The organism is Salinicola sp. V024, assembly GCF_052645315.1.
In genome coordinates, this window is record NZ_JBQXYB010000004.1 from 222,281 (window position 1) to 247,680 (window position 25,400).

General features: G+C 62.8%; 22 protein-coding genes. 16 read left to right on the forward strand and 6 right to left on the reverse strand.

What is annotated here, in order from left to right; genetic code table 11:
- Window positions 1–29: 29 nt before the first annotated feature.
- Window positions 30–959, forward strand: a complete 930-nt coding sequence (locus ACUN9V_RS08735) for a LysR family transcriptional regulator (RefSeq protein ID WP_445511116.1) — start codon at window positions 30–32, stop codon at window positions 957–959.
- Window positions 960–1,035: 76 nt separating this feature from the next.
- Here ACUN9V_RS08735 and ACUN9V_RS08740 read toward each other — a convergent pair whose 3' ends face one another.
- The 4 genes from ACUN9V_RS08740 to ACUN9V_RS08755 all read right to left on the reverse strand — a co-directional run bounded on the left by ACUN9V_RS08740 (window position 1,036) and on the right by ACUN9V_RS08755 (window position 4,452).
- Window positions 1,036–1,857 carry an alpha/beta fold hydrolase gene (locus ACUN9V_RS08740; protein ID WP_445511117.1) on the reverse strand — a complete coding sequence of 274 codons (822 nt, stop codon included), beginning with the start codon at window positions 1,855–1,857 and terminating at the stop codon, window positions 1,036–1,038.
- 319 nt (window positions 1,858–2,176) lie between these two features.
- Window positions 2,177–2,593 (reverse strand): alternative ribosome rescue aminoacyl-tRNA hydrolase ArfB, encoded by a 417-nt coding sequence (gene arfB, locus ACUN9V_RS08745; protein ID WP_445511118.1) that lies wholly within the window; start codon window positions 2,591–2,593, stop codon window positions 2,177–2,179.
- Window positions 2,594–2,632: 39 nt separating this feature from the next.
- On the reverse strand, window positions 2,633–3,478 hold the full coding sequence (asd, locus tag ACUN9V_RS08750; RefSeq protein ID WP_445511190.1) for an archaetidylserine decarboxylase: 846 nt from the start codon (window positions 3,476–3,478) through the stop codon (window positions 2,633–2,635).
- A gap of 143 nt (window positions 3,479–3,621) precedes the next feature.
- Window positions 3,622–4,452: a sulfurtransferase gene (locus ACUN9V_RS08755; RefSeq protein WP_445511119.1), complete on the reverse strand. Its 831-nt coding sequence runs from the start codon at window positions 4,450–4,452 to the stop codon at window positions 3,622–3,624.
- 324 nt (window positions 4,453–4,776) lie between these two features.
- Here ACUN9V_RS08755 and ACUN9V_RS08760 point away from each other — a divergent pair, with 324 nt between their 5' ends.
- Window positions 4,777–6,093 carry an NCS2 family permease gene (locus ACUN9V_RS08760; protein ID WP_075562622.1) on the forward strand — a complete coding sequence of 439 codons (1,317 nt, stop codon included), beginning with the start codon at window positions 4,777–4,779 and terminating at the stop codon, window positions 6,091–6,093.
- A gap of 384 nt (window positions 6,094–6,477) precedes the next feature.
- Here ACUN9V_RS08760 and rsgA read toward each other — a convergent pair whose 3' ends face one another.
- Window positions 6,478–7,536, reverse strand: a complete 1,059-nt coding sequence (gene rsgA / locus ACUN9V_RS08765; RefSeq protein WP_445511120.1) for a small ribosomal subunit biogenesis GTPase RsgA — start codon at window positions 7,534–7,536, stop codon at window positions 6,478–6,480.
- A 150-nt stretch (window positions 7,537–7,686) separates the two neighbouring features.
- Here rsgA and orn point away from each other — a divergent pair, with 150 nt between their 5' ends.
- The gene (orn, locus tag ACUN9V_RS08770; RefSeq protein WP_445511121.1) at window positions 7,687–8,256 is read left to right on the forward strand and encodes an oligoribonuclease; all 570 of its coding nucleotides are present in this window, start codon (window positions 7,687–7,689) and stop codon (window positions 8,254–8,256) included.
- Between the two features lie 28 nt (window positions 8,257–8,284).
- On the opposite strand, the gene queG is transcribed toward orn, so the two are convergent.
- The gene (gene queG, locus ACUN9V_RS08775) at window positions 8,285–9,376 is read right to left on the reverse strand and encodes a tRNA epoxyqueuosine(34) reductase QueG (protein WP_445511122.1); all 1,092 of its coding nucleotides are present in this window, start codon (window positions 9,374–9,376) and stop codon (window positions 8,285–8,287) included.
- Window positions 9,377–9,543: 167 nt separating this feature from the next.
- On the opposite strand from queG, the gene ACUN9V_RS08780 reads away from it, so the two are divergent.
- From ACUN9V_RS08780 to sufB, 13 genes are all read left to right on the forward strand, one after another.
- Window positions 9,544–11,067 carry an NAD(P)H-hydrate dehydratase gene (locus ACUN9V_RS08780; RefSeq protein WP_445511123.1) on the forward strand — a complete coding sequence of 508 codons (1,524 nt, stop codon included), beginning with the start codon at window positions 9,544–9,546 and terminating at the stop codon, window positions 11,065–11,067.
- Complete coding sequence (gene tsaE, locus ACUN9V_RS08785; RefSeq protein ID WP_445511124.1) at window positions 11,045–11,554, forward strand: tRNA (adenosine(37)-N6)-threonylcarbamoyltransferase complex ATPase subunit type 1 TsaE; 510 nt, start codon at window positions 11,045–11,047, stop codon at window positions 11,552–11,554. The genes ACUN9V_RS08780 and tsaE overlap by 23 nt, the downstream gene beginning before the upstream one ends.
- A 179-nt stretch (window positions 11,555–11,733) precedes the next feature.
- Window positions 11,734–13,155: an N-acetylmuramoyl-L-alanine amidase gene (locus ACUN9V_RS08790; protein ID WP_075562631.1), complete on the forward strand. Its 1,422-nt coding sequence runs from the start codon at window positions 11,734–11,736 to the stop codon at window positions 13,153–13,155.
- 45 nt (window positions 13,156–13,200) lie between these two features.
- The gene (mutL, locus tag ACUN9V_RS08795) at window positions 13,201–15,189 is read left to right on the forward strand and encodes a DNA mismatch repair endonuclease MutL (protein ID WP_445511125.1); all 1,989 of its coding nucleotides are present in this window, start codon (window positions 13,201–13,203) and stop codon (window positions 15,187–15,189) included.
- A 35-nt stretch (window positions 15,190–15,224) separates the two neighbouring features.
- On the forward strand, window positions 15,225–16,205 hold the full coding sequence (gene miaA, locus ACUN9V_RS08800) for a tRNA (adenosine(37)-N6)-dimethylallyltransferase MiaA (RefSeq protein WP_445511126.1): 981 nt from the start codon (window positions 15,225–15,227) through the stop codon (window positions 16,203–16,205).
- A 127-nt stretch (window positions 16,206–16,332) separates the two neighbouring features.
- Window positions 16,333–16,584 carry an RNA chaperone Hfq gene (gene hfq / locus ACUN9V_RS08805; RefSeq protein WP_075562615.1) on the forward strand — a complete coding sequence of 84 codons (252 nt, stop codon included), beginning with the start codon at window positions 16,333–16,335 and terminating at the stop codon, window positions 16,582–16,584.
- A 14-nt stretch (window positions 16,585–16,598) separates the two neighbouring features.
- Window positions 16,599–17,921, forward strand: a complete 1,323-nt coding sequence (gene hflX / locus ACUN9V_RS08810; protein WP_075562614.1) for a ribosome rescue GTPase HflX — start codon at window positions 16,599–16,601, stop codon at window positions 17,919–17,921.
- Between the two features lie 187 nt (window positions 17,922–18,108).
- On the forward strand, window positions 18,109–19,356 hold the full coding sequence (hflK, locus tag ACUN9V_RS08815) for an FtsH protease activity modulator HflK (protein WP_445511127.1): 1,248 nt from the start codon (window positions 18,109–18,111) through the stop codon (window positions 19,354–19,356).
- Window positions 19,356–20,321, forward strand: coding sequence for a protease modulator HflC (gene hflC, locus ACUN9V_RS08820; RefSeq protein ID WP_439284244.1), 966 nt, complete (start codon window positions 19,356–19,358; stop codon window positions 20,319–20,321). The genes hflK and hflC overlap by 1 nt, the downstream gene beginning before the upstream one ends.
- A gap of 248 nt (window positions 20,322–20,569) precedes the next feature.
- Window positions 20,570–21,751, forward strand: a complete 1,182-nt coding sequence (locus tag ACUN9V_RS08825; protein WP_445511128.1) for an ATP phosphoribosyltransferase regulatory subunit — start codon at window positions 20,570–20,572, stop codon at window positions 21,749–21,751.
- Between the two features lie 88 nt (window positions 21,752–21,839).
- Window positions 21,840–23,132 (forward strand): adenylosuccinate synthase, encoded by a 1,293-nt coding sequence (locus ACUN9V_RS08830; protein WP_445511129.1) that lies wholly within the window; start codon window positions 21,840–21,842, stop codon window positions 23,130–23,132.
- 197 nt (window positions 23,133–23,329) lie between these two features.
- Window positions 23,330–23,806 carry an SUF system Fe-S cluster assembly regulator gene (locus tag ACUN9V_RS08835; RefSeq protein WP_445511130.1) on the forward strand — a complete coding sequence of 159 codons (477 nt, stop codon included), beginning with the start codon at window positions 23,330–23,332 and terminating at the stop codon, window positions 23,804–23,806.
- Window positions 23,807–23,914: 108 nt separating this feature from the next.
- A complete protein-coding gene (gene sufB, locus ACUN9V_RS08840; protein WP_445511131.1) occupies window positions 23,915–25,357 on the forward strand; it encodes a Fe-S cluster assembly protein SufB in 1,443 nt (480 codons plus the stop codon).
- Window positions 25,358–25,400: the final 43 nt, after the last annotated feature.

A 25,400-nucleotide genomic window follows, 5' to 3' on the forward strand; every position in this document is an offset into this window, starting at 1 on the left:
GATATCGAACGAACCCACGTAAGGACAGCATGGATACGTTTGCAGCCTTGAAGGCATTCGTCGCGGTGGTCGACGCCGGTGGTTTCGCGCCGGCAGGGCGTCGTATGAACGTTGCCACCTCCTCGGTGACGCGACAGGTCGATGCGCTGGAAAGCAGTCTCGCGACACCGCTGCTGAACCGCTCGACGCGGCAAGTCACGCTGACAGGTGCCGGCGAGGCGTATTATGACCATGTCACGCGCATTCTCAGCGATCTGGAAAACGCCAATCTGGAAGTCAGCGAGCGTTCCGGACCGCCGCGAGGACAGCTGCGCCTTAGTCTGCCGGTGGCTTTTGGACGCCTGCATGTCGCACCGTTCGTGTCCGAGTTCACGCGTCGCTATCCGGATATCAGCCTGCAACTGATGCTCTCCGACGAAGTTGCCGATCTGGTCGGTCAGCGTCTGGATCTGGCGATTCGGCTCGGTCATGTCGAGGCGCCGAGCGTAGTCGCTCGGCGGATTTCGCCTCATCACCGCATGCTATGCGCGAGCCCGGATTATCTTGGCGAGCGCGGCGAACCTCGTGCCCCGGCGGATCTGTCGGCGCATAACTGTCTGACGTTCGCCTACGGTGCTGGCGGGCGTACCTGGTACTTCTCGGGGCCCAGCGAGACGAGTATCTGCGTCGATGGCAGTCTGCAGGCCAACAGCTCCGAGGTGTTGCGCGAAGCCGCCGTCGGCGGGCTGGGCATGATCCTAATGCCGTGCTGGCTGATCGGCGCCGATATCGAAGCCGGACGCTTGCGCTCAGTGCTGCCAGCCTGGAAGGCCGATGTGTCCGAGGTAGGGCAGGAGGGCGGCATCTACGCCGTCTATCACCCGACTCGGCGATCGTCGAGAAAGGTCCGTGTCTTTATCGATTTCCTGGTCGAGTGCTTTGGGTCGCCGCCCTACTGGGATCGCGACAGCGGCTTGTGAACGCCTCTCGTGAGGCTACGAAAACGGCCCACCTGGGCCGCTTCTATGGGGTTGGTGTTCAGCACGCCTGCCGAGTTCAGCGTCGAATAAACTCGAGCACGTCCTGATTGAACCGCTCCGCCTCGAGTTGGGCCAGGCCGTGGCTACCTCCCGGATACACCTTTAGCTCCGCATCGGCCACGATCTTGGCGGTTTTCTCGCCGGATGCGGCAATCGGCACGATCTGATCGCTGTCGCCGTGGATCACCAGCGTTGGCTTATCGATTCGCTCTAAGTCTTCGGTGTAGTCGATCTCAGAAAACTCGCGAATGCAGTCGTATTCGGCCTTGATGCCGCCTTGCATACCCATGCGCCAGAACGATTCGCGCAGGCCTTCGTTGGTTTCCACGCCGTCCTGATTGAATCCGTAGAAGGCCAGGGTGAGATCCTTGAAAAACTGGGAGCGATTGAGGGCGGTGCCCTGGCGAATGTCGTCGAAAACTTCCAGCGGAGTGCCTTCAGGGTTGCTATCCGTCTTCAGCATCAACGGCGGCACAGCGCCGACCAGCACGACCTTGGCAACGCGTCTGGAACCATGCCGACCGATGTAGTGGGCCACTTCACCGCCGCCGGTCGAGTGGCCGATCATGATCATCTCCTGCAGGTCGAGCTGGTCGATCAGTTCCGCCAGATCATCGGCGTACTGATCCATGTCGTTACCTTGCCATGGCTGATCCGAGAACCCATGGCCGCGTCGGTCGTGGGCGATGACACGGTAACCGTTGTGACCGAAGAACAGCATCTGGGCATCCCAGGCGTCTCCGGCGAGCGGCCAGCCGTGCGAGAAAACGATGGGTTGGCCCTCGCCCCAATCCTTGTAGGCGATGCGGGTGCCGTCTTGGGTGGTGATGAAACTCATGACCGTTCTCCTCTCTGGAATTCATGATGAAAAATTCAGCGGAACACACGCGACGAGCCGAGCTCGACACTTATCAAGATAGGCCAATCGAGTGGGAGCGATAATCCACGGTGAAGGAGGATCACCATTGCGCCGAGCGCAACGCTCAAGCGTCAACTCTCGGAAGACGGCGTTGGGACGGCAATGTTTTGGAAGAATTTGTTGGGAAGGAAACGTTGGGAAGTAATGCTCGGAAGGAGGAGGTTCTGAGCGGAGTGGAGCAGTGAACCGAGTACATCAGATGAAGCCAGTATCGACTGGCTTCTATCAGCCCACCGGCTCAATCATCCACGCGGCCACGCAGACGCTTTTTCTGACCCTGGCGGGTCTTGCTATCGGCGCGCTTGCGTTTGGCGTTACGGCTGGGCTTGGTTGCCTGCCGCGGCTTGTCGCCGTAGAGCACGGGTTTGATCAGCTGCTTGAGCCGGACCAGCGCGGCATCCCGGTTGAGCTCCTGGGTACGGTGCTCCTGTGACTTGATCACGACGACGCCGTCGCGGGTGATACGTCGGTCACTGAGCGCCAGCAGTTTTTCCTTGAAGCCGGGATGTAGACTCGAGGCACGGATGTCGAAGCGCAGGTGAATCGCCGAGGAGACCTTGTTGACGTTCTGGCCCCCGGCGCCTTGCGCGCGAACCGCGATGAGCTCGATCTCGTTGTCGGGGATCGACACGTTGCGGGAGATTTCCAGTGGCATTGCATGCTCCCTGAAGTGTCCATAGATTGAATGGGTGTTTTAGATGGCGCCGGGCAGTGCGCCCATCGTCTGGCCCATGCTGATCGGGTTGCCCTCGGGGTCGAAATTCCCAAACGCGGTTTCGCGGCCCAGGCACATCACTACGGTGGAGCCGAGCTTGAAGCGGCCCATCTCCTCGCCTTTCTCGATCACGATCGGCTCATCGAAACGGGTGGTCTGGACGCGTCCGCTCAACGGGGTGACCTGGCCGGCCCACGTCGTCTCGATCGCGGCGACGATCATCGCGCCGACCAGCACCATGGCCAACGGCCCGTGTTCGGTATCGAAGATACACACCAGCCGCTCGTTACGAGCGAACAGTCCGGGAACATGGTTGGCGGTGGCGCTGTTGACCGAAAACAGCCGTCCCGGCACGTAGGTCATCTCGCGCAGGGTGCCGGTCATCGGCATGTGGACGCGGTGATAGTCCTTCGGCGCGAGGTAGACCGTGGCGAAGCTGCCCTGACGGAACGGCGCCGCGCGCGAGACATCGCCGCCGAGCAGTGCGCTAAGCGAGTAGGTCTGGCCCTTGGCCTGGATCAGGGTGCCGTGTTCGATACGCCCGTAGCGCGAAAGCACGCCGTCGGCCGGCGATACCAGCCCTTCGCCGATGGGGCGAGCGTCGGGTTTGAGGGCGCGGGTGAAGAAATCGTTGAAGCAGGCGTAGCGGGTCGGATCCGGCTCCAAGGCCTGGCTCATGTCAACGCCGTAGGTGTCGATGAAGCGGCGAATGAACAGGTCCTTGACCGCGGCGATCCGGCAATCGGCGAGCTGGCCGATCAGTCGCGAGATCGCATGCTGGGGCAGCGGGTACTGAATTCTGGCGAAGAGTTCCTGGCGATCCACGATGACGACCCCGATATTGGAAGAGAGACCCGCTTGAAGACGGATAAGCTGAAAGGCGGACAAGGTAGCGAGAGTCCCCGGTCCGCGCAATAGACTGAGCTACGAGCTACGAGCTACGAGCTACGAGCTACGAGCGACTCGTACTATTTCTCGACGGGGGTATCGTCGCGATTGCCCCATTCCTTCCACGAGCCGGGGTAGGCGCGAACGTTGTCATAACCGAGCGCCTTGGCGGCGAGCCAGGTTAGCCCGCTGCGGTGATGGGTCTGACAGTGGGTGACGATCTCCTTGGCCTGGGTCAGGCCGCGAGCTTCCAGTTCGGTGACAAGCTCCGCATAGTCGCGAAGACGCAGGTCGCGATCTTTATCCATCACGTCCAGCCAGTCGAAATTGACCGCGCCGGGAATATGCCCAAGCTTACGATTATCGCCCTTCATGCCCCGGTACTCTTCATCGGAACGGGCGTCCCAGATCGCGAGATCTGGGTCGTCGAGACGCTCGATCAGCTCCTCGCGCCGGATCTGGGCTCGAGGGTTGAGATAGGCCGCTTCGTATTCGCTGGCGGTGGGTGTTGCCGGCGTCGTGGCAACCGGCTGACCGTCGGCACGCCAGGCGTGAATGCCGCCGTTGAGATACGAGTAACGACGATGCCCGATCAGTTCCAGCGTCCAGAGTAGACGCCCGGCCCAGCCGCCGCCCTCGTCGTCATAGGCGACGACATGGGTCTCCGGGGTCAGCCCAAGTTCGGAAAACAGCGCGCTCAGGGCGGCTTCGGAAGGCACATCGTTGGGCACTTCGCCCGAGCCGGCCAGTAGGCGACGGGACTCGAGGAAGATCGCACCCGGCACGTGACCCGATTCGTAGCTTTCGGCCTTGAGCGGAACATCGATGATCAGCAGGTGTGGATCTTCGAGATGTTGCGCAAGCGTGGCCGGATCCACAATCAGCGGCAACTGAGGAATTTCCGAGCTCATGAGCGGTGACTCCTGTCGTGATCGTTTGTGTCGTGATCGTCATGCGGCGATGGCTACGATGATGGCACACACGCTCCCTCCTCGGGTAGCGACCCGATAGCAGGCGGGTGGCGGCAACGGAAGGATTCGTTATACTGCGCGCCGCTCGATAGTGGTGCCAATACGCCGGTCCGGTTGGCCGTAAAATCGGGCGGGATGTATTTTTGAACGGAATGGCTCCCGGACCTTTTTATTGGAACCAGTTTCGTATACAAAATTTACCGACGCGACTCGCGTTACCAATAACAATCATGATTGCCAGGAGATTGCTGCGTGCTTGAAAAAATGTTCTCTCTGCGCTCGCTGGGAACGACGGTCAAAACCGAGGTGCTGGCGGGCATCGCGACCTTCCTGGCGGCGATGTACATCATCGTGGTCAACCCCTCGATCCTTTCCAGTGCGGGTGTACCGTTCGCCGGCGCGCTGACCGCCACCGTGCTGATCAGTTTCTTCGGCAGCGTGATGATGGGTCTCTATGCGCGCAACCCGATCCTGGTCGCACCGGGCATGGGCATCAATGCGCTGTTCACCTACACCATGGTGCTGGGCGCGGGTATCGAATGGCAGACGGCGCTGGGCTGCGTGTTCTGGTCCGGGGTGCTGTTCGGGATTCTGGCGCTGTTCAACGTGCGTCGCTACGTGGTCGATGCGATCCCGGCGACCCTGCGCCACGCCATCGCCTGCGGTATCGGGCTGTTCATCACCGTGATCGGGCTGGTCAATGCCGGCATGCTGGTCTCCAACCCGGCCACGGTGGTCGGCCTCGGCGAGATGACGCCGACCCTGGTCACCTTTCTGATCGGTCTCGGCATCACCGCGGTACTGGTGGCAAAACGCCTGCAGGGTGCGCTGATTCTGGGTATCGTCGTCACCACGATCATCGCCATTCCCATCGGTCGTCTGTGGGGCGACGCCAGCGCCATGTCGCCCACCGGTTCGCCGACACTGGTCAACTTCCACGGCATCTTCGCCTGGCCCGATTTCGGCGCCATGGGGCAGGTCGATTTCCTCGGCGCGCTGTCGATCGCCTACTGGCCGTTCATCTTCGTGATTCTGTTCACCACCTTCTTCGATGCGATGTCGACCTTCATCGGCGTGTGTCAGGCGGGCAACCTGCTCGACGCTGACGGCGAGCCGCGCAACATTCGCCGCTCGATGATGGTGGACGCGGCCTCGGCATTGATCTCCGCGCCGCTAGGCACCAGCCCGGCCAATGCCTACGTCGAATCCGCCGCGGGTATCAGCCAGGGCGGGCGTTCAGGCTTGGTCGCCGTAGTCGCGGGACTACTGTTCCTGCCGTTTTTGTTTCTGTCACCGTTGCTGGCGCTGGTTCCGGCCATCGCTACCGCGCCGGCGCTGATCATGGTCGGCGTATTCATGCTGTCACCGATCCGGACCATCGACTGGCAGCAGTACGACGATGCCATTCCGGCCTTCGTGGCGATGATGTTGATCCCGCTGACCTATTCGATCACCCACGGGGTGGTGTTCGGCTTTCTGACCTTCGTGGTGGTCAAGGTCGGCGTGGGCAAGTCGAAGGAAGTGCGCCCGGCGATGTGGGTGCTGTTCTTCCTGTCCATTTTGATGTTGTTCGAGGGCTGATCCAGACGGCCTGCGCTCAGGCCGCTCTTAAGCAATCGCCGCGTCTCAGGGCGCGGCGTTGCATTTATGAGCCTAGTTGATTTGCTCGAAGTCTCGCACCCTAGACGCCTTCCAGAACGGCGCTGAACGCAGAGCGTCGAGCCGGGTCTCGCGTCATGGATGACGCGAGAGGCGCGTTGGGCAGGATGCCCTTTCGCGCCGACCCGAGCGCAGACGCTCTAGCGTTCGGAGTCCGCCGTTCTGTGGCGTCAAAAAGGGGAGTTTGAGGGGCTTGCCCCTCAAGAGTAACGTGCAGGAGGACGGTAGCGGCTTCGTCAGTGGTGACCTGGTACTGTTTGAATGAGTCAGCTCAGGCATTTATGGATGATCAGATATCGCCGCGTCTCAGGACGCGGCGATGTCGTCTCTGATGCGCTGAAAACTGGCGAAACGTTGAGGATGGATATCGCCACGTTCGACGGCACCCAGCAGGGCGCAACCGGGTTCCTGCCGATGGCGGCAGTCACGGAATCGGCAGTGGCCGAGATAGGGTCGGAATTCGATAAAGCCTTCGGCCAGTTCGCGCTCGTCGAGATGCCACAGGCCGAACTCGCGGATCCCGGGGGAGTCGATCAGATCGCCTCGTCGACTGCCTTCGGCTTCGGTTACGTCGAGATTCTCCGCAGGAGGTAACGGATAGAGCCGGGCGGTGGTGGTGGTGTGCTTGCCCTTGCGGGTGTCCGTCGACAGCTCGCCGATCCGCAGCGTCTCCTCGGGAAGCAGCTTGTCGATCAACGACGATTTGCCGACGCCGCTCTGGCCGACGAATACCGAAGTGCGATTTGCCAGTTGACCGTGCAGGGCGTCGAGGCCGTGCTCGCCGCGTGCCGAGGCTTCGATCAGCGGGTAGCCCAGCGCATCGTAGCGTCTCAGCCAGTCGCGCAGCGCGCCGCCCTCGTCGGGTAGCAGGTCGCTCTTGTTGAGCACCAGCACCGGCGGAATGCCGGTGCTCTCGGCGGCGACCAGATAACGATCGATCAGGTTGGGATGCGGTTCCGGTTCGACCGCGACGACGATCAGGATCTGATCGATATTGGCGGCAACCGGGCGCAACTGGCCGTGGGTGTCGGGGCGCTCGAGCACGCTGTGGCGCTCGCCCCGGGCAACTACCACGCCGCTGCCATCGTTGGCCTGACGCCAGATCACCTGGTCGCCGGTCACCATCCCTTCGAGATTGGCGCGCAGGTGGCAGCGGTGGAGGCGAATCTGATCGTCTTCGACGGATTCGACCTCCAGCGAACGGCCGAAGTGCGCGGCGACCCGGCCGGGGCGCTCGCTGCCGTATTCGCCGGCATCGAGGCGGCCGCTGTCGCGCTCGTCCTTTTTTGACGCTCGTTCGCTGCGTTCTGCCTGGATCTTCTCCACACGCCAGCGCTGTTGGCGGGTCAGTTTGCGGCGGCTCATGGCTTATGATGACTCATGGTTGTCGTTGTCTGGCGGATGGGTTTGCTCTCCCGTTGTGCCCTGGGGGTAGAATGGCGGGCATTGTAGCCTTTACCGTCTTGCCGTGTCCGCCCGCGTTCCTTGCCGGGCGACACCAACCTGGAGTCGTTCATGTCTGACCCATCCACTTCAAGCGCCCGCCGTGACCTGCTGGTCTGGATCGATCTGGAAATGACCGGTCTCGATCCCGATCGAGAGCGCATCATCGAGGTGGCAACGTTGATCACCGATGGCGACCTGAACCTGATCGCCGAGGGGCCGGTACTGGCCGTGCACCAGCCGGCGTCGCTGCTCGAAGGCATGGATGCCTGGAACCAGAAGACCCACGGCGAATCCGGCCTGATCCAACGAGTTGGTGAAAGCACCGTCGATACCTCGGAAGCGGAGCGCCGTACGCTGGAATTTCTGGCGACCTACGTCGAGCCCGGCAGCTCGCCGGTATGCGGCAACAGCGTGCATCAGGATCGCCGCTTCATGGAGAGGGAGATGCCGGCGCTCAACAATTTCTTTCATTACCGCAATCTGGATGTTTCGACGTTGAAGGAGCTGGCCAAGCGCTGGAACCCGGCGGCGGCGAGCAGCTTCACCAAGCAGAACACGCATCAGGCGCTGGATGACATTCGCGAATCGTTGGCGGAACTCAAGCACTATCGCGAGACTTTCCTCAAGTTGCCGAGCTGAACGCTGGCCCCGGCATCGTCGCAAGACATCAGGCGCTGGCGATCCGTGCCTCGCGCTTGGTGCGTTGCTCTTCCAGCGCCCAGCGCACATGTTCGCGCACCAGATCGGACGGGTAGGCGAGACGCGCCCGGAGCGCGCTCTCGACGCGCTCGCTCCAGGGCGCATTACCCAGCCCGATGGCGAGATTGCGCAGCCAGCGCTGATAGCCGATGCGTCGGATCGGACTACCTTGGGTGCGCTTGAGAAATTCGATCTCACTCCAGGCGAACAGGTCGATCAGCTCGGCCCGGTCGAGGTCGTGGCGCGGGGCGAAATCCGGCTCGGTGCTGGCGCGGGTGAAGCGGGTGAAAGGACAGAACAGCTGGCAGTCGTCGCAGCCGTAGACACGATTGCCCATGGCCCGGCGAAACTCGGTGGGGATGCTGCCGTGGAGCTCGATGGTCAGATACGAGATGCAGCGACGGGCGTCGATCACTTTGTCGTCGATGATGGCGTTCGTCGGGCAGGCCGTCTGACAGCTGGAGCAGGAACCGCAGTGATCGCGTTCGAAGGGCGGGTCCACCGGTAGCGGCAGATCGGTATACAGCTCGCCGAGAAAGAACAGCGAACCTGCCTGGGGGTTGAGCAGCATGGCGTTCTTGCCGAACCAGCCGAGCCCGGCCTTTTGGGCCAAAGCGCGCTCCATCACCGGCGCCGAGTCGACAAAGGCGCGGTAGCCGATCTCGCCGACTTTGTCCTCGATTCTGCGGGCCAGTTGATCGAGACGCTTGCGGATCAGTTTGTGATAGTCGCGGCCGAGGGCGTAGCGTGAAACATACGCTTTCTGCGGTTGTCCGAGTATCTTGGTGGTTTCGACCTCGGGCGGCAGATAATCCATGCGCGCGCTGATCACGCGTAACGTTCCGGGCACGAGCTCCTGAGGCCGCGTGCGTTTGTTGCCGTGCTTGGCCATGTAGTGCATCTCGCCGTGATGCCCGGCTTCCAGCCAGCGCTGCAGGTAGCGCTCATGGTTCGACAGATCGGTATCCGTGATACCGGTCGCCTGGAAGCCGAGTTCTCGTCCCCACTGCTTGATGCGTGAGGCGAGCTCATTGAGATCGATGCTGGGTGGCTGTGACATACCGCCGAAACGCTGATGGGGATGGGGCGCTACCCTACACCACTCTTCAGTTTGACGTCAGCCGAACGTCGTCCGCATTGGCGTTCGGCAGCACCGTTCATCACGGGTTGCGTTTATCCATGGCCTCCGGGGTCATCTGCAATTTTTGGAAGACGACAGGAGTCACGATGTCCGCCTCTTTCTCTCAGCGCCCGCTTTATCTTGCCGATCAGGTGCGCGAACTGGATCGCCGAGCCCTCGAAGCCGAGGGCGACAGCTTCGCGTTGATGCGGCGTGCCGGTGAATCGGCCTACGACACGCTGCGCGCCCGATGGCCTCAGCTACGTTGTCTCTGCGTGCTGTGCGGCGGTGGCAACAATGGTGGCGACGGTTATGTCATCGCGGCGCTGGCCGTCGCCGATGGTCTGATGGTCGATCTGGTGGCTCTCAAGCCGGTTGCCGAGCTCGAGGGCAGCGCGCGGAAAGCGGCAGCGCTGGCAGCAGAGGCCGGTGTCGTGCCGGTAGCGTGGGAAAATGGGCTGACCCTCGACGGCGAGCTGATGATCGACGCGATGCTGGGTACCGGCGCTCAAGGCGCTCCTCGCGAGCCCTATGCCGCCGCGATCGTCGAGGTTAATGCCAGCGGCTGCCCGGTGCTGGCCATCGATGTGCCGTCCGGCGTCGATGTCGATACCGGCCATGTCGAAGCCGAGGCGATCAAGGCGACGCTGACGATCACCTTCATCGGCGACAAGTTCGGGCTGCATACCGGCGCGGCGCTCGACGTGGTCGGGGAGGTCATCCATGCCACGCTCGGCGTGGATCCGCTGCGGCATGGCGATATCGTGCCGGTCGCCTGGCGGCAGAATCGCCAGGATCTGGTCGCAGCGTTGCCACCGCGATCACCCAATAGCCACAAGGGCAGTCACGGCCACGTGCTGGTGGTAGCCGGGGCGCCGGGCATGGGCGGCGCCGCGCTGATGACCAGCGAGATGGCGGCGCGGGTCGGAGCGGGCAAGGTCAGCCTGGCCACCGATGCCGCGCATGTCTCGGCCAGCCTGACCCGGTTTCCCGAAATCATGGCGCGAGGCGTGCGCGGTGCGCCGGACCTCGAACCGCTGGTCGAGGGCGCTGATATTCTCGCCGTTGGCCCGGGAATCGGCAGCGATGCCTGGGGCCAAGCGGCGCTGCAGAGCGTGCTCGCGGCAGGCAAACCTTGCGTGGTCGACGCCGACGCGCTCAATCTGCTGGCGCGCGATGCGACCCAGCGCCGCCGCGACGACTGGATCCTGACGCCGCATCCCGGCGAGGCAGGGCGGCTGTTGGGGATTTCCACCGCCGAGGTTCAGCAGGATCGGCGTCGCGTCGTCGTTGCCCTGCAGCGGCGATGGGGCGGGACGATCGTACTCAAGGGCGCGGGCACGCTGGTCTACGACGGCGAACGGCTCACGCTTTGCCCGTTCGGCAACCCCGGCATGGCCAGTGGTGGCATGGGCGATGCGCTGACCGGCATCATTGCCGGGCTCGTTGTTCAGCTCTCCTCGCTCGGCGAGGCGGCGAGGGTCGGGGTGCTGCTGCATGCGTTGGCGGCCGACGCTGCCGCCCTGGATGGCGGCGAGCGTGGTTTGCTGGCGACCGATCTGGCATCCTATGCGCGAACTTTGGCCAACCCTCAACCATTTCCGAGTCATGCCGATCATTCTCAACGATGAAGCCGCCCAGGTAGCCTTGGGAGAATCCCTGGGCCGGGCGCTGGCCGGTCGCGGCCAGGTTCACCTGATCGGTGATCTCGGCGCCGGCAAGACCACGCTGGCGCGGGGCATACTGCGTGCCTGTGGTCATGCCGGCGCCGTCAAGAGCCCGACCTATACACTCGTCGAGCCCTACGAGACCGCCACAGGCTGCGTCTACCATTTCGATCTCTATCGCCTGGGCGATCCCGAGGAGCTGGAGTTCATCGGTGCGCGCGACATGCTTGGCGGCGACGCGTTGTGTCTGATCGAATGGCCCAGCCGCGGCGCTGGCTGGTTGCCGGTGCCGGACCTGGAGCTCCATCTCGAGGTGGTGGCTGGTGGCCGCCAAGCGCTGGCAAGGGCGCGGAGCCCGCGTGGGCACGCCGTGCTGGCCAGCCTGCCGGTGGATTTGCGCGATTCGATGAGCGGTGAAGTACCCGTCAGTCACAAGGAAGATGAATGCTGAAAGATGTTCGAGAGATATCGCCCACGACCGCGACTTTCCCGTGCGATGTCTCGACGCGATACCGTGTTGGCGTTTTGAGGGCGCTGCTGCCACTGACGCTGCTGCTGGTGACCTGCGTGACGGGGTGGATTCGACGCGGCGGCGATCGGATCAGGAATTTCGAAATCGGTCGTCGGTTGATGGTCGCACTGGCCTCGCTGTGCTGTCTTGGGGTTGTCGGCCAGGCCCAGGCGGTCAACGTGGATAACCTGCGCTTGTGGTCGGCACCGGATCACGTGAGGCTGGTGTTCGACATGTCGGGGCCGGTCAACGCCAATGTCTTTACTCTCGATAATCCCGATCGAGTCGTCATCGATCTCGACCGCACCGATCTGAACTTCGACATCGACAAGCTCGAGCTGGACGACAGCGCCATTTCCAAGGTGCGCACCGGCGTGCGCGAAAGTGGCGGGTTGCGTGTCGTCCTCGATGTCGACCGCGCCGTCGTTCCCAAGAGTTTCACCCTGCCGCCCAACGAGCAGTACAGCGATCGCCTGGTGGTCGATCTCGATTATCCTGGCGCCAGCGCGGTCAAGGATCCCATCGATCCCATCGAGGCGATGATCCGCGATCAGGAGATTGCCGCGAAGCGGGCACAGACCGAAGCGGTTGCCGAGGGTAACCCGCAGAAGGCCGAAGCGGTGGCATCGACCGCCGAAGCGCAGCCCCACCCCAAGCGCGACATCATCGTTGCCGTCGATCCCGGTCATGGGGGCGAGGATCCCGGCGCCTCGGGGCCGGACGGTACGCACGAGAAAGATATCGTGCTGCAGATCGCCCGCAAGGTTAAGCAGCGCTTCGACCAGACGCCGGGGTTCAAGGCGTTTCTGACCCGGGACAGTGACTATTACGTTGGCTTGCGTCAGCGCACTCTGATCGCCCGCCAGCAGAAAGCGGATTTCTTCGTCTCGATTCACGCCGACGCGGTGCGCAGCAGGCAGCCTTATGGCAGCTCGGTCTATGCCCTGTCTCAAGGTGGCGCGACCTCGGAGAACGCGCGTTGGCTGGCGGCCAGCGAGAACCAGTCCGACTTGATCGGCGGCGTCGACGGCAGTCTCAGCCTCGATGACAAGGACGAGGTGCTACGCGGCGTGCTGCTCGACCTGACCATGACCGCGACGATGAACGACTCGCTGGCGACGGGCGGTCAGGTGCTCGACCAGCTCGGGCGAATCAACAAGCTGCACAAGTCCAGCGTCGAGCAGGCGGGCTTCGTGGTGCTGAAATCGCCGGATATTCCGTCACTGCTGGTCGAAACCGGCTTCATCTCCAATCCGCGCGAAGAGGCACAGCTCAAGTCGTCGGCGCACCAGGCCAAGCTGGCCCAGGCCATCTACGAGGGTATCGTGGCGCACTTCAAGCAGCATCCGCCGCCCTCGAGCCTGCTGGCGTGGCAGCGCGATCAGGGTCGCGGCAGCGCCAGTAACGAGTATCGCGTCAAGGGCGGCGATACGCTGTCCCAGGTGGCGTCCAGTCATCGCATCAGCATGAAGGCGCTGAAGCAGGCCAACGGGCTGGACAGCGATATTCTTCGGGTGGGTCAGGTGTTGACCATTCCATGAGGCCGAGTTCTGCTCGGGAGCGTAGTAACGGACGGGAGTTTGCCGATGGCTGAGTCATCACGCATCCGCATTCTCGATCCCCGGCTGGCCAACCAGATTGCCGCCGGGGAGGTGGTCGAGCGGCCGGCCTCGGTGGTCAAGGAGATCGTCGAGAACGCCATCGACGCCGGTAGCCGACGCATCGAGGTCGAGCTCGAGGCGGGCGGTTCGCGATTGATCCGGGTGCGCGACGACGGCATCGGCATCGGCGCGGACGATCTGCCACTGGCGCTATCCCGCCACGCCACCAGCAAGATCGCCTCGCTCGACGATCTGGAAGACGTTGCCAGTCTGGGCTTTCGCGGCGAAGCGCTGGCATCGATCAGCTCGGTATCGCGTCTGGAGTTGATCTCCAATGCTGCCGATGATCCGTCGGGGGGCTGGCGTGTCGTCGCCGAAGGCCGGCAGATGGAGCCCCGGGTCACGCCGGCGCCGCATCCCCGCGGCACCTCGGTACTGATTCGCGACCTGTTTTTCAATACGCCGGCACGGCGCAAGTTCCTGCGTACCGAAAAGACCGAATTCGGCCACGTCGAAGAGGCCTTTCGGCGCCTGGCGCTATCGCGTTTCGACATCACCTGGCTGCTGCGTCACAACCAGAAAGTGGTGCATCAGCTGCCCGGCGTGGCGGTGGATCAGGCCGGACGCGAGCGTCGCATCAGCGCGATGCTGGGCAAACGCTTTCTGAACGAAGCGTTGTTCGTCGACCTGGAAGCGACGGGGCTCCGGCTGTGGGGCTGGGTTGGCCAGCCGACCTATTCGCGGGCGCAGGCCGATCAGCAGTACTTCTTCGTCAACGGCCGTATCGTCAGGGACCGCCTGGTCGCACACGCCATTCGTCAGGCCTATCGTGACGTGATGTTCCATGGGCGCCACCCGGTGTTCGTGCTGTATCTGGAGCTCGACCCGCGGGTGGTGGACGTCAACGTGCATCCGACCAAGCATGAAGTGCGCTTTCGCGATGGCCGTCTGGTTCACGACTTCCTGTTTTCGAGCCTGCATCGCGCCTTGGCTTCGGTAAAGCCCAACGACAGCGAGGCGGGCGCCGGCGACGAGTCGGCGAGCGTCGACCAAGGGCAGGCGAATAGCCCGCTGGTCGGCCCGGATGGCGCTACCCAAGGCAGTTCGGACTGGCAGCAGCAACGCATGTCCCTGGCCGGGCAACACCGAGAAGGGGCGGGAGGGTCGTATTCGTCCGGCTCGGAGGCGCAGCGGGCGGATCGTCCTGCCGCCCAGCGAATCCGCGAATTCATGGCCGGCTACCACGCGCTGCATCCGGATCACGAATCGTCGTTGCTCACTCCACGTGCCGATGGTGCAGGTGCGCCCGGCGGTGAGGCCGCCGATGTGGCGCTCGGGGAGCGGCCGGCAGCGGCGGTGACGACGCTTGCGCAAACCGATGATACCCAGGCACCCCCGCTGGGCTACGCGGTGGCCCAGCTGCACGGCGTGTACATTCTGGCGCAGACCGAGCGGGGTATGGTGATCGTCGATATGCACGCCGCCCACGAGCGCATCGTCTACGAACGCATGAAACAACAGATTCACGCCGGTGCACTCGACGCGCAACCGCTGCTGGTGCCGGTATCGATGGCGGTCAGTGCCGGCGAGGCCGAAGTCGCCGAACAGGAACGCGAGGCGTTTGCCCGGCTGGGAGTGTCGCTCGATGCCGCCGGTCCCGAAACGCTGTTGATCCGCCAGGTGCCGGCGCTGCTGGCAGACGCCGATATCGAACCGCTGATCCGCGACATGCTCGGCGATCTCGAGCGCTATGGCCGCTCTGACCGGCTCGAGACGCGCATCAACGAGCTGCTCAGTACCATGGCCTGCCACGGCAGCGTCCGCGCCAATCGACTGCTGACGCTGCCCGAAATGAACGCGCTGCTGCGCGACATGGAGCGCACCGAGCGCAGCGGTCAGTGCAATCATGGCCGGCCCACCTGGACCGAAATGTCGATGACGCAGCTCGACAAGCTGTTTCTCCGTGGCCAGTGATCTAAGGCGCCCGTGCGCACGAGGATGGTGATCGCGTGAACGACGAGACCCCTGATAATTCGGCGCCAACCGGCTCGGGACGCGATAATCGGCCGCCGGCGATTCTGCTGCTCGGCCCCACGGCCTCCGGCAAGACCGATAACGCGATCGCGCTGCATCAGCGCTTCGGCGCCGAGCTGATCAGCGTCGACTCGGCGATGGTCTATCGCGGCATGGATATCGGTACGGCCAAGCCTTCTGCCGACGAGCTGGCACGAGCGCCACATCGGCTGATCGATATTCGCGATCCTGCCGAGATCTATACGGCCGCGGATTTCCGTGTCGATGCACTTCACGAGATGGAGGCGATAACCGCCTGCGGCAAAATGCCGCTGCTGGTGGGCGGGACGATGATGTACGCCAAGCGCCTGATCGAGGGCGTCGCCGCCATGCCGGGTGCGGATCCGGCGTTGCGCGAGCAGTTGCACCAGCGCGGCGAGCGCGAGGGCTTCGAGGCCCTCCATGAAGAGCTTTCCCGGGTCGATCCCCAGGCGGCGAAGGCCATCCACCCGCGCAATCGTCAGCGCCTGATCCGGGCGCTGGAAGTCTATCTCGTTAGCGGCGTGACGCTGTCCGAGCACTGGCAGCGTCAGCAGCGCGAAAACTTTCCCTGGCGTCTGTTGTCCATAGCTCTCGCACCGGCTGAGCGTCACGTACTGCATGAGCGTATCGCGACGCGCTTCGATGCCATGCTCGCCGATGGTTTTCTCGAGGAAGTGGCTACATTGAAGCAGCGAGGCGATCTTCACGCCGATTTACCGTCGATGCGCAGCGTCGGTTATCGTCAGGCCTGGCAGTATCTGGAAGGTGTTCATGATCGGGACACGCTGCGAGAGCAGGGAATCGCCGCCACTCGTCAGCTGGCTAAGCGGCAACTGACCTGGTTGCGGCGCTGGCCAGAGCTGCACTGGGTCGACAGCTGCGCGTCGGACGTGGGTGAGCAGATTGCGAAAATCGTGCGTGACCAAGGCAGTTAGCGTAAAATGGCGGGCTTCGTCGAGACGGATGCCGGAAGCATGCAATGCGTCCGGCGTGATGCCGAGTCAGAACGAAGCGCCGCGCAACTAAAACAGCACCACCCATAACAGCATTAGGGAGAGCAACATGTCCAAAGGACAGTCCCTTCAGGATCCGTACCTGAATATTCTGCGCAAGGAGCGCATCCCGGTGTCCATTTTTCTGGTCAACGGCATCAAGTTGCAGGGGCAGATCGAGTCTTTCGATCAGTTTGTCATCCTGTTGCGCAACACCGTCAGTCAGATGGTTTACAAACACGCCATTTCGACGGTCGTACCGTCCCGCAATGTCCGGTTGCCGCCGCAGGATCCCGCCGCTGCGCCCGGACTCGATAGCTAATCGAGAGGTAGTGATTGTTTTTCGAACGTCCCGACGCCGGCGAAACGGCGATTCTGGTCCATGTGGACTTCCAGGACGAGCAGGAACGCGAAGACTCGGGTGAACTCCTCGAGTTGGTGCGCTCTGCCGGGGCGGAGTCGGCTTCCCTGATTCAGGGGAGTCGGCGCCGCCCCGACCCTCGTTATTTCATCGGCAGTGGCAAGCTTGAGGAGGTCAAGACCGCTCTCAAGACTCACCAGGCCGAACTGGTCATTTTCAATCATGCCCTGTCTCCCTCCCAGCAGCGTAATATCGAGCGCACGCTCGAATGTCGCGTGCTCGATCGAACGGGGCTGATTCTCGATATCTTCGCGCAACGTGCGCGCACCCATGAAGGCAAGCTTCAGGTCGAACTGGCCCAGCTCGAATACATGTCCACGCGGCTGGTACGCGGCTGGACTCACCTCGAGCGTCAGAAGGGCGGTATCGGCCTGCGCGGCCCCGGTGAAACCCAGCTCGAGACCGACCGCCGGCTGCTGCGCGGCCGGATCAAGTCGATTAACAAGCGTCTCGAGAAGGTTCGCAAGCAGCGCGATCAGAATCGGCGTGCCCGGGCCCGGGCCGAAATACCGAGCGTATCGCTGGTCGGTTATACCAACGCTGGCAAATCGACGCTGTTCAATGCGATCACCTCGGCGGAGGTCTACGCCGCCGATCAGCTGTTCGCGACGCTTGATCCCACGCTGCGGCGCCTGGACGTGCCGGATGTCGGCGATGTCGTGCTGGCGGATACGGTGGGATTCATTCGCCATCTGCCGCACAAGCTGGTCGAGGCCTTCCGCGCCACGCTGCAGGAGGCCACCGAGGCCAGCCTGATCGTGCATGTGATCGATGCCGCCGATCCCGACCGTGAGCTCAATGTCGCCCAGGTCGACAGCGTGCTGTCCGAAATCGATGCCGACGACGTACCGCGGCTGCTGGTGATGAACAAGATCGATCGGCTGGGCTCTTCGCCGCGGATCGAGCGCGACGATCACGGATTTCCGCAGGTGGTCTGGCTGTCGGCGCGCGACGGTGAGGGCCTCGACCTGCTGCGCGAGGCGCTCGGCGAATGGCTGGCCGAGGATATTCTCGATATCCGCTTGACGCTGACGCCCGAGCAAGGTCGACTACGAGCGGCGCTGCACGAATCGCAAGCCGTACAAAACGAAACGTTCGACGAGCACGGCCGCTCGAATCTGGAGATTCGCTTGCCCCGGCGGGAGTTTATGCAGATGATGGCTCGCTTGGATGAACGCGCCGATGATTACTTGCCCGCCTCGGAAAAAACGCCGGTTGCCGATTGGGAACAGGTCTGAGGCGAGGAAAACTACGCGGGGGAGCTTCGTGGTCTGATGATCAGGCCCGAAGATGCAGGCCAAGAGCGATTCGACATCAGTTCGAACTGACCTTTTGCACGCCAGTGCACCGCCACGGCGGCTCCCGATGCCATGCGTAACGCTTTGGCCTGACGCAACGCTTTGACTGCATCATTGGAGACTAGGTATGGCTTGGAATGAGCCTGGTGGTGGCAACAACCAACAGGACCCCTGGGGTGGCGGTGGGGGCCGGCGCCCGAGCGGTAATGATGGCAAAAATGGCGGTGGCAACAACGGCGGAAAAAACCAGGGTCCGCCGGACCTCGATGAGGCCCTGAAAAAATTTCAGGACAAGATCAACCGCCTGCTGGGCGGCCGCGGCAAGCGTTCCGGTTCGGGCGGTGGTTCCGGTGGCGACGGGTCCGATGGCCGCAAGCGCAACCCTTTCATACTGCCGATTCTGGTGCTGATCGTCGCGCTGGTGATCTGGGCCGGATCCGGCTTCCATCTGATCGACCAGTCCGAGCGCGGTGTGGTATTCCGTCTCGGCAAGTACACCGATACTCTGAATCCGGGGCTGCACTGGAATCCGCCGATCATTGATCGCGTGGACAACGTCAACGTGACCAGCATTCGCTCGGCAACGCAGACGGATTCGATGCTGACCAGCGATGAGAACATCGTTCACGTCAGTGTCTCCGCGCAATATGTGGTCAGCGATTCGCATGCGTTTCTGGTCAACGTCAACGAGCCGGAGATGACGCTGCAGAATGCCATGGATTCCGCGTTGCGCCAGGAAGTCGGCAACATGCATCTTCAGGAGATCCTGACCACGGGTCGTGATCGCTTGGGGCAGCGGGTCTTCGAGCGCTTGACGGCCTATATGGAAGCCTACGGCACCGGCCTGCGACTGCAAACGGTCAACGTCGAGTCGACCGCGCCGCCGGATCAGGTTCAGAACGCTTTCGACGATGTCATTCGCGCCCGGGAAGAGCGCCAGCGCTCGATCAACCAGGCCAACGCCTACAGTCAGGCGGTGGTGCTCGAGGCCAAGGGTCAGCAGCGGCGTCTGATCGAGGAAGCCGACGGTTACAAGGCGGCTTCGGTCTCCGATGCCACGGGTCAGACCAATCGCTTCAACTCGTTGCTGGGCGAGTATCAGCAGGCGCCGGATGTGACGCGTGAGCGTCTCTATCTCGAAACCATGAGCCAGGTACTCAGCAAGACACCCAAGGCGCTCGTCGATCTCGGCGACGGCAACGGGGTGACCGTGCTGCCGCTCAACCAGATGCAGGCCGGTGGCAACAGCAGCAAGAGCGATTCCTCGTCGATGAACATGCAACAGCTCGAACAGATATCACGACAGGTAGTCGATCACATGAATAGTGGCTCGCAGCAGCCGACGCGTAGTTCCAGCCTGCGGGAGGGTCGCTAATGTTTAACAATCGCGCCCTGATTGGGGTCATCGTTCTGGCGCTGCTGGCATGGTTTGCCAGTGCCAGCTTCTACGTCGTCAACGAAACCGAGCGTGCCATCAAGCTGCGTTTCGGCGAAGTGATCGAGAACGATATCGGCCCCGGCCTGCACTTCAAGCTGCCGGTGTTCAACACCGTGCGGATCTTCGATGTGCGCGTGCAGACGGTCGACTCCAGCGCGACACGCTATCTGACGGCGGACTCCAAGGCGGTCATCGTCGACTCTTTCGTGAAGTGGAAGATCGCCGATCCGCAGCAGTTCTACGAAGCGACGCGGGGGGATATCCAGGTGGCCGAGAACCTGATCGCGCCGCGAACCGACGAAGCGTTGCGTAACAAGTTCGGCCAGACCGAAATGTCCTCGATCATTCAGGAGCGAATCGCCGCTGAGAGCGACGACACGGAACTGCCGGGCAAGGACAAGGGCCCCGACACTGTCGAGGGCGCCCGGGAAGAGCTGATGGTCGAGCCGGTGCAGCAGCTCGATCAGGCGATGCGTGACGAGCTGGGGGTCCATATCCTCGACATTCGCGTCAAGCGCATCGAGCTCCCGCCCGAGGTGACCCAGGCTGTCTACGAGCGGATGAACTCCGAGCGTGAACAGGCAGCGCGGACCTATCGTGCGGAAGGGTCCCAGCAGGCCGAGGCGATTCGTGCCGATGCCGATCGCCAGCGCCAGGAAATTCTGGCCGACGGTCGTCAGCAGGCGGAAACCACCCGTGGTGAAGGCGATGCACAGGCGGCGAAGATCTACGCCAGTGCCTATCAGCAGGCTCCGGACTTCTTCTCGTTCTATCGCTCCATGCAAGCCTATCGCGACAGCTTCAGCGGCGAAGGCAAGGACCTGCTGGTGCTGAGCCCGGATAGCAATGACTTCTTCCGGTATCTGAAAGACCCTACACCTGCGGCTTCGACTTCGCCTTGAGGGGGGAATTCGGAGTGTAGGAAATCGAACGCCCGCGGGATTTCCCCGCGGGCGTTTCGTGATATCATGATATAGCCGGGTTTCGCCCGGCTTTTTTGTGCGGCATGCATTGGCACGGCGCGCTCCTGGCGGCTTTTTTTGCCGCTCGGGAGCCGGCCGCGCGAGGGCTTGTGCCGCGACTATCATGGCATGGCGGGACGGATATTCACCGTCCAGTCATCCCCGAATTAGCTGGGCAGGATGGGCTCATGACGATCGCTGACCGCTGGTTGCTGCCCGACGGCATGGATGAAGTCCTGCCGCCGCAGGCGACCCGGATGGAGGAGTTGCGTCGGACGCTGCTCGACCTTTACGACCGCTGGGGCTATGACCTGGTCATGCCGCCGCCGGTCGAGTTCCTCGACTCGCTGCTGACCGGTACCGGCACCGATCTCGACTTGCAGACATTCAAGCTGACCGATCAGCTCACCGGCCGAATGATGGGCGCCAGTGCCGACGTGACCCCCCAGGTCTCGCGGATGGACGCGCACTCGCTGAAGCGTCAGGGGCCGGTACGTCTGTGCTACTGCACGACGGTATTGCGGGCTCAGGCTGACAAGCATCAGGGCGGTCGGAGTCCGATGCAGGTCGGTGTCGAACTGTTCGGACACGCCGGGCTGGAAGCCGATATCGAAGTGCTGCGGCTGGCGCTGTCGAGTCTCGAGGCGGCGGGCGCCAGCAAGGTTCATCTGGCGCTGAGCCATATCGCGATCTATCGCGAGCTGGTGCGGGCTGCCGACTGGCGTGCCGATGTCGAGCGGGCGCTGTTCGACGCCATCGAGCGCAAGGCGTTCACCGTCGTCGACGAACTGGTGGCGGCCAACGTCGAGGACGCCAATCTGGCGCGCATGCTCAGCGAGCTGCCGCGTCTTCACGGCGGGGCGGAGATCCTCGAGCACGCCCGCGTGGTACTGGCCGATGCGCCGAGTGCCGTGCAGGAGGCGCTGGAGCAGCTGGTACGGTTGCATCGCGGTGTCGCCGCCGAGCATCCAGAGGTGTCGCTCTACTTCGATCTGGCCGAGCTCAGAGGCTATCAGTATCACACCGGAATGGTGTTCGCCGCTTACGTGCCGGGTTACGGTCAGGCCTTGAGCAAGGGCGGTCGCTATGACGATACCGGGCAGGCTTTCGGCCGGGCCCGACCGGCCACCGGGTTCTCCATGGACCTCAAGCAGCTCGCGACGCTGGCCGAACGGGAGCCGCCGACGGATGGTATCTGGGCGCCCAGTGAGCAGGATGCCGCGCTCAATGACGCGGTCGGCCGTCTGCGGGCCCAGGGCGAGCGGGTCATCCAGGCGCTGCCCGGTCAGCGCACGGGTCCGGAGTCACATCGCTGCAATCGTCACTTGGTGCGCCAAGCGGACGAATGGCGTGTGGCGCCGCTGAACTAGGCTGACGTCGGCAGAGGCCGATGCCGGTACCGAAAACGGATCGCGAGGCATGACGAGTTCGCGACGGGTTGATCGAGAGACGAGAGCAATGGGCAAGAACGTAGTCGTATTGGGTACTCAGTGGGGCGACGAAGGCAAGGGCAAGGTCGTCGATCTGCTGACCGAGTCTGCCAGCGCCGTGGTGCGATTCCAGGGCGGGCACAACGCCGGTCATACCCTGGTGATCGACGGCCACAAGACCGTCCTGCATTTGATTCCCTCCGGCGTGTTGCGCGATGACAATATCTGCGTGATCGGCAATGGCGTGGTGCTGTCGCCGGAAGCGCTGATGGAGGAGATCAAGGAGCTCGAGGCCAAGGGCGTGCCGGTGCGCGAGCGCCTGCGGCTATCGCCGGCTTGTCCATTGATTCTGCCTTACCACGTGCGTCTCGATCAGGCGCGCGAGAAGGCGCGAGGCGTCGCCAAGATCGGCACGACCGGTCGCGGGATCGGCCCTGCCTATGAGGACAAGGTCGCGCGTCGGGGCCTGCGCCTGGGCGACATGCTGCACCGCGAGCGCTTCGCGTCAAAGCTGGGGGAAGTGCTCGATTATCACAATTTCGTGCTGACCCGCTATCACGGGGAGCCGGCCGTCGACTTCCAGGAAGTGCTCGACCAGGCGATGGCGTTTGCCGAAGAGCTGCGGCCGATGGTCTGCGACACGGTCTCGCTGGTCCACGATATACGCAAGGCCGGCGAGAACATCCTGTTCGAAGGCGCCCAGGGTTCGCTGCTGGATATCGATCACGGTACCTATCCTTACGTCACCAGCTCCAATACCACTGCTGGCGGTACGGCTACCGGTTCCGGCGTCGGTCCGCTCTATCTCGATTACGTACTGGGTATCACCAAGGCCTACACCACGCGTGTCGGATCCGGCCCGTTCCCCACCGAACTGTTCGACGAGTTCGGCCGCCATCTGGCCGAGAAAGGTCATGAGTTCGGTGCGACGACCGGGCGTGCGCGTCGCTGTGGCTGGTTCGACGCCGTAGCCCTTCGCCATGCCGTACAGATCAACTCGGTTTCCGGCATCTGTCTGACCAAGCTCGACGTGCTCGACGGTCTCGAGAACATCCGCGTCTGCGTGGGCTATCGCAGCAAGGATGGGGAGACCATCGACAACCCGGTGGACTCCGAAGGCTACGAAGTGATCGAGCCGCTCTATCACGATCTGCCGGGTTGGGCCGAATCGACCATCGGGATACGAAACATCGATGATCTTCCGGCCAACGCGCGCGCCTATATCGCCTTCCTCGAGAAAGAAGTGGGAACGCCGATCGACATCATTTCCACCGGCCCCGACCGTAACGAAACGATCGTGCTGCGCAATCCGTTCGATTGATCGTTCTCCGTGCCCGAACAGACGACCCGCTGCCCATGCAGCGGGTCGTCTCGTTTGGCGGCTGTCACCGAGTCTTGATCGCCGTCATTGACGCGTGCCGTTCGCTCTTCTGGCCCCGGCCGAGGGTTCACAGCGTCTGCAAAGAGGACTAAAATGGTCCTATATGGCGGCTGTCAGGATCGAGAGGGCATCACGGCGTGCTGAAACTATCGAAATTGACGGATTATGCGGCGGTCATCATGGCCCAGATCGCGCGGGACCCGGAGCAGGCACATACCGCCTCTGAGCTGGCAACGAGCGTGAACCTTCCCCAACCGACGGTAGGCAAGACGCTCAAGATGCTGGCCCGAAGCGGGTTGCTCGAGTCCCGCCGGGGTTCTCACGGGGGGTACGTGCTGTCGCGGTCTCCCGCGGAGATTACGGCCAGCGATATCATCGCCGCCATCGAAGGGCCGATCGGCATGACCGAATGCAGTCATGCCGACGGTGATTGCGAGCTGCTGAACACCTGCGGTGTTGCCGACAACTGGCAACGCGTGTCGCAGGCGATACGCACGCTGCTGGACTGTGTGACGTTGGCACACCTCGCGCAATCCAACCCGCTCAAGCTGCCCGTGCAGCTACCGATCCAGAGCGTGACGCTGCCGTCGACGGCGACGTCACGCGAACATTAAGAGGGCGTGGCAAGGGAGCGCCGAACGATGGCAGTGGTTTGCTTGATCGTCTCGGTGCCCGGGATCGCGTCTTCGTCATAAGACTCTCGGTGGAGAGGAGTGAAGACCATGGCTAGCGAAGAGATGGAGCAGTTGGTCCGTCGCGAATACAAGCAGGGATTCGTGACCGACATTGAAAGCGATACCGTGCCGCCTGGCCTGGATGAGAGCACGATCGCTTTCATTTCCCAGAAGAAGGGCGAGCCGGAGTGGATGCTCGAATGGCGCCTCGAGGCCTACCATCAGTGGCTCAAGATGACGCCGCCTTCCTGGGCGCATTTGGAGTATCCACCGATCGACTATCAGGCGATCTCCTATTTCAGTGCGCCGAAAAAGCCCGAGGATCGCCCTCAGAGTCTGGACGAAGTCGATCCCAAGCTGCTGGAGACCTATGAAAAACTGGGTATTCCGCTGCACGAACGGGCGGCGCTGGCCGGTGTCGCGGTCGACGCGGTGTTCGATTCGGTGTCGGTGACGACCACGTTCAAGGACAAGCTCCACGAAGCGGGCGTGATCTTCTGCTCCATTTCCGAAGCGATCCGCGAGTACCCGGAACTGGTTCGTCAATATCTGGGCACGGTCGTGCCGCAGGCGGACAACTACTTCGCGGCACTCAATTCGGCGGTATTCACCGACGGCTCGTTCGTCTATGTGCCGGAGGGCGTGAAATGCCCGATGGAGCTCTCCACCTATTTCCGGATCAACGCCGCCAACACCGGCCAGTTCGAGCGCACGCTGGTCATCTGTGACAAGCGGGCCCAGGTCTCCTACCTCGAAGGTTGCACCGCGCCGCAGCGCGATGAAAATCAGCTGCATGCGGCGGTCGTCGAGCTGGTCGCGTTGGAAGACGCCTACATCAAATACTCGACGGTACAGAACTGGTACCCCGGTGATGAAGACGGCAAGGGCGGTATCTACAACTTCGTCACCAAGCGTGGCGATTGCCGTGGTGACCGCTCGCGGATCAGCTGGACGCAGGTCGAGACCGGCTCGGCGATCACCTGGAAGTATCCTTCCTGCATGCTGCGCGGCAAGGAGAGTGTTGGCGAGTTCTATTCGGTCGCGGTCACCAACGGTCGTCAGCAGGCCGATACCGGCACCAAGATGATCCATATCGGCGAAAACACTCGCTCGACCATCGTCGCCAAGGGTATCGCCGCCGGCCGCAGCGACCAGGCCTATCGCGGTCTGGTCAAGATCGGCCCACGAGCCAAGGGCGCGCGCAACTACACCCAGTGCGATTCATTGCTGATCGGCGATCAGTGCGGGGCGCACACGTTTCCCTATCAGGAAATCGGCAACAGCACCGCGACCGTCGAGCACGAGGCGACGACCTCTAAGATCGCCGACGACCAGCTGTTCTACTGCCGTGCGCGCGGCATCGGTGAAGAAGACGCCGTCAGCATGATCGTCAACGGCTTCTGCAAGGACGTCTTCCAGGAGCTGCCGATGGAGTTTGCGGTCGAAGCGGAAGCGCTGCTCAACGTGACGCTGGAAGGTTCGGTAGGCTGATCCGCCGCCATTGTCGAATTTACACGCCAATCCGGGAGGCTGC

Bases quoted from the DNA above. Each gene is read 5' to 3' on its own strand.
- queG (WP_445511122.1), bottom strand. From the start codon at position 9,376: ATGTCACAGCCACCCAGCATCGATCTCAATGAGCTCGCCTCACGCATC.
- ACUN9V_RS08760 (WP_075562622.1), top strand. From the start codon at position 4,777: ATGTTCTCTCTGCGCTCGCTGGGAACGACGGTCAAAACCGAGGTGCTG.
- ACUN9V_RS08825 (WP_445511128.1), top strand. From the start codon at position 20,570: ATGACGATCGCTGACCGCTGGTTGCTGCCCGACGGCATGGATGAAGTC.
- ACUN9V_RS08780 (WP_445511123.1), top strand. From the start codon at position 9,544: ATGTCCGCCTCTTTCTCTCAGCGCCCGCTTTATCTTGCCGATCAGGTG.
- ACUN9V_RS08755 (WP_445511119.1), bottom strand. From the start codon at position 4,452: ATGAGCTCGGAAATTCCTCAGTTGCCGCTGATTGTGGATCCGGCCACG.
- hflC (WP_439284244.1), top strand. From the start codon at position 19,356: ATGTTTAACAATCGCGCCCTGATTGGGGTCATCGTTCTGGCGCTGCTG.
- ACUN9V_RS08830 (WP_445511129.1), top strand. From the start codon at position 21,840: ATGGGCAAGAACGTAGTCGTATTGGGTACTCAGTGGGGCGACGAAGGC.
- ACUN9V_RS08740 (WP_445511117.1), bottom strand. From the start codon at position 1,857: ATGAGTTTCATCACCACCCAAGACGGCACCCGCATCGCCTACAAGGAT.
- sufB (WP_445511131.1), top strand. From the start codon at position 23,915: ATGGCTAGCGAAGAGATGGAGCAGTTGGTCCGTCGCGAATACAAGCAG.
- ACUN9V_RS08735 (WP_445511116.1), top strand. From the start codon at position 30: ATGGATACGTTTGCAGCCTTGAAGGCATTCGTCGCGGTGGTCGACGCC.
- orn (WP_445511121.1), top strand. From the start codon at position 7,687: ATGTCTGACCCATCCACTTCAAGCGCCCGCCGTGACCTGCTGGTCTGG.
- arfB (WP_445511118.1), bottom strand. From the start codon at position 2,593: ATGCCACTGGAAATCTCCCGCAACGTGTCGATCCCCGACAACGAGATC.
- hflK (WP_445511127.1), top strand. From the start codon at position 18,109: ATGGCTTGGAATGAGCCTGGTGGTGGCAACAACCAACAGGACCCCTGG.
- hfq (WP_075562615.1), top strand. From the start codon at position 16,333: ATGTCCAAAGGACAGTCCCTTCAGGATCCGTACCTGAATATTCTGCGC.
- mutL (WP_445511125.1), top strand. From the start codon at position 13,201: ATGGCTGAGTCATCACGCATCCGCATTCTCGATCCCCGGCTGGCCAAC.
- tsaE (WP_445511124.1), top strand. From the start codon at position 11,045: ATGCCGATCATTCTCAACGATGAAGCCGCCCAGGTAGCCTTGGGAGAA.
- ACUN9V_RS08790 (WP_075562631.1), top strand. From the start codon at position 11,734: ATGGTCGCACTGGCCTCGCTGTGCTGTCTTGGGGTTGTCGGCCAGGCC.
- rsgA (WP_445511120.1), bottom strand. From the start codon at position 7,536: ATGAGCCGCCGCAAACTGACCCGCCAACAGCGCTGGCGTGTGGAGAAG.